The organism is Endozoicomonas sp. SESOKO4 (assembly GCF_024606275.1).
Genome location: NZ_JAHHPS010000511.1, coordinates 1 through 3,319 on the forward strand (window position 1 = coordinate 1; position 3,319 = coordinate 3,319).

At 48.2% G+C, this 3,319-nt stretch carries 2 protein-coding genes; both read right to left on the reverse strand.

The genetic code is table 11. From position 1 onward, the window contains the following. Nucleotides 1–158 precede the first annotated feature (158 nt). Complete coding sequence (locus KDK16_RS10010; protein ID WP_257275907.1) at nucleotides 159–1,643, reverse strand: hypothetical protein; 1,485 nt, start codon at nucleotides 1,641–1,643, stop codon at nucleotides 159–161. Between the two features lie 139 nt (nucleotides 1,644–1,782). Then, the coding region (locus tag KDK16_RS10015) for a hypothetical protein (protein WP_257275908.1) at nucleotides 1,783–3,319 on the reverse strand (1,537 nt) is incomplete at its 5' end.

Sequence of the window (3,319 nt, forward strand, 5' to 3'; positions counted from 1 at the left end):
CTCAATTTCTTGCAATCCTCGCTACGGACGCTTAAGTCCGACAGGCTGCTAGCCTATGAATTTATACCTACCTGTTAACGTCGTTAAAACATGACCGGAAAATCGCGCTGGCTGCTGTTTTTGGGGCAGCTTCTGTATACCGGAGAGGTGAGTTCAGGTTATAGATTCAACAACAGGGTCAGTGTGGTGATGACACCCAAAGCGGTAGTCACTTCGGTTGTACCCGCCGAGGTTGTGGTGGTCATAACATCAGAAGGCAAAGCGACTGTCGGGCAGGCTTTCGAGTCAAAGTAGAACTGACCCTCAACGTTGGAAAGTCCATATAAAGGTGTAACGATGGTTGTCCAGGTATTCAGAATCCGGGAGGTTGACGGTGGGCTGGTAGTTGCCATGGCATCGGTTGAATTCACGGATCCTTCACACTCACCTTCCAGTGGCAATGGATCGGCAGCTTTCAGGCTGTATTTTTGTTCAGTTTGTCGCCACGGAGCGAGTCCCTCCAGCTGGTTGCAGGCCAGGGCCAGTTCAAGTTGTGCCTCGACATGTATAGCTGCATCTCTAACGCGGATCTGATTGCCTGCCAGATTGAAGAGAGGAGGCTCTGCAGTGGTATTACGAATACCCGTCAGCGTGAAAGCATTTTTTGGTATGTATGTTGACATCAAATATTCACGATAGGTTGTGCCTGTATTGTCAATGTCGATTGTGTTTCTGAAGATATCAATATGGCTTCCGGGTCCAAGAGTCAAGTCTCCCACTTCTGACATCTTGCCCCGGAAGGTGTTGTCAACAATAGCGATTTGCTGTGACTGATGCTTGATTCTGGCAATAGAAACAAACAGCCCATTCAGTGGAATAAAGTTACCAGCTGAAACGTTAAAGCGTTCGCCTTTTACCGTGTTATTAGCGAACAGCAGGCCCGGCCCGGTGCGCAGATCATTGGCCGATGCATCCAGAGGTTGTCTGCAATCAAGTCTAACCCCATAATTGTTAGGGAGATGAAATACGTTGTTTTCTATAATCAGTCTCCGGTTATAACAAGTTGCTGAAACAATTCTTTCAATGGATCGTGAGCCATCAGGTCTGGTTGGCCATAAAGTTACGTGTCTTATATTGCTGTCTTTTGTTTCTCTGAAATTAAAGTCACGGCGGTCTCCTACGATGACCATATATCTATCTGAATAACTTCTGCCAGGCATGATGACGACTTCGAAACCGTTATCAGCAGCCCCGATAATATCCTGACCGTTCTTCAAGACTATTTGACTGCCAATGAGGTAATTAACAGGGGTTTTGCCCGTCAACGGGGTAACGGATGGAGAAGGCTTCATCGTAGGGACCATGTAGGAGGAGAGCAGTATCACCGTATCTTGCGGAAGCCGATTGATCAGCTCCGCTAAATCCTCTGTTGGGTCGGCATTGAGAACAACGCATTGACGCCCGCGAACCAGTTCACTGTATTGTTTTAGCCGTTGCTGAACCCCCGTCGTATTTCCTGGAAGAGTTTCGCATAATACCGTTAGCGGGGATGTTGTAGAAGAAGGGGAAACAGGTTGAGTTGTGTTCTGGGCTTGAAGGTTGAGAGTCTGTAAGAGAAGTACAGCAGCGACCAAACGGGCCAGGCAACGCCGCAAAATAATCATTTTCCAGACTCCCGAGTATACGTCGACAGAAATCCTAGTCCATGCGTTTGTGTGCATCCATTAATGTCTTAAGAATATTTCAAGAACATCGCTGGCTACTTTTGCAACAGTTTCCTTAAACCGGAGCAACGGGCACAGGCTACTGATTCAGCAACAGGGCCAGAGTGGTCATGATACTCAGAGTGGTCGTCGCTACAGTTGCAAGGGCTGATGAAGTGGCGATATCGTCATCGCCAGTGTCGCTGGTACTGTTAATAACAGCAGAGGGCGAAGCGACTGTCGGGCAGATGTCCGGGTCAAAGTAGAACTGACCCTCGAGGTTGCTCAGTCCACTTACATAATTAGCCGGGGAAGCTTCGGCGGCTCTCCAGCTATTCACGATCTGACAGAGTGCTGGTGGACGGGTAGTTGCCATGCCAACGGTTGAACTCAGGGATCTTTTGCACTCGCGCGCCAGAGGTAAGGGATCAACGGCTTTCAGGCTGTATTGATGTTGTTCCTGCCGCCAGGGGTGGATTCCCTCCATGTGGTTGCAAGCCATGGCCAGTTTCACTCGACCCAAGATATCTATTGCTGTATTTCTAACGAGGATTCTATTGCCCGCAAGGTTAAAGAGAGGAGGTTCTGCATCGGCATCGGTAATACCTTCGAACGTGATACCACTTTTTTTAATGCTACGTCCCATCATATATTCACGGTAGGTTGTGCCCGTATTGTCAATGTCGATCCTGTTTCTGAAGATATCGATACTGCTTCCGGGCCCGGGAGAAAACTCTACCGCTTCTGACAGCTTGCCCTGGAATGTGTTATCAATAATAGCGACTCTCTGTGACTGATTCTTGATGGTTGGAGTAATAACAACGACCGCTTCCATTGGAATAAGATCTGTGCCCCCCACGTTGAAAGTTTCAGCTTTAAACGTATTATTAGCGATCAGCAGGCCGGGGCCTGAGCGTGAATCACTGATCGATGCATCCAGGGGTTGTCTGCAATCAAGCTTGACGCCGACCCAGTCAGGCAGGTGTAACACGTTATGTGCTATGATCAGACTCTGGTTATAGCACCATGCTGAAACAAGAGCGTTAGTGCGTCGGCGGCCTTTAGGTTGATTGGGCCGAAACGTTATGTGTCTTATATTGTTGTCTTTTGTTTCTCCAAATATAGAGTTACCTGAATCTCCAACAACGATCATATTGTACGCTCTATAGCTTTCGTCAAGCATGATGACGATTTCGAAACCGTCATCAGCAGCCCCGATAATGTCCTGACCCTCTTTCAAAACTATTTCACCGTGAATAAGGTAATTAACAGGTGTTTTACCCGACACCGGGGTAACGGAAGAAGAAGGCGTCATTGTAGGAACCGAAGTAGGAACCGAATTGGAAGAGAGCAGGATCACGATGTCTTCCGGAAGCCCATTGATTAATTGAGCCAGATCCTCAGCCGGGTCGGCAGTGAGAACAATACATCGTCGTCCGCGAACAAGGTTACTGTATTGATTTAGTCGACGCTGAACCCCACCTGTCGTCTGCCCTGTCAGGGTGTCGCATAATACTATTGGAGAAGCCGTTGTTTGAGAGGGGGTTGTCTGAGTAGGGGTTGTCTGAGCAGAGGTTGTTTTAGCAGCGGTTGTTTTAGCAGCGGTTGTTTTAGCAGAGGTTGTTTTAGCAGCGGTT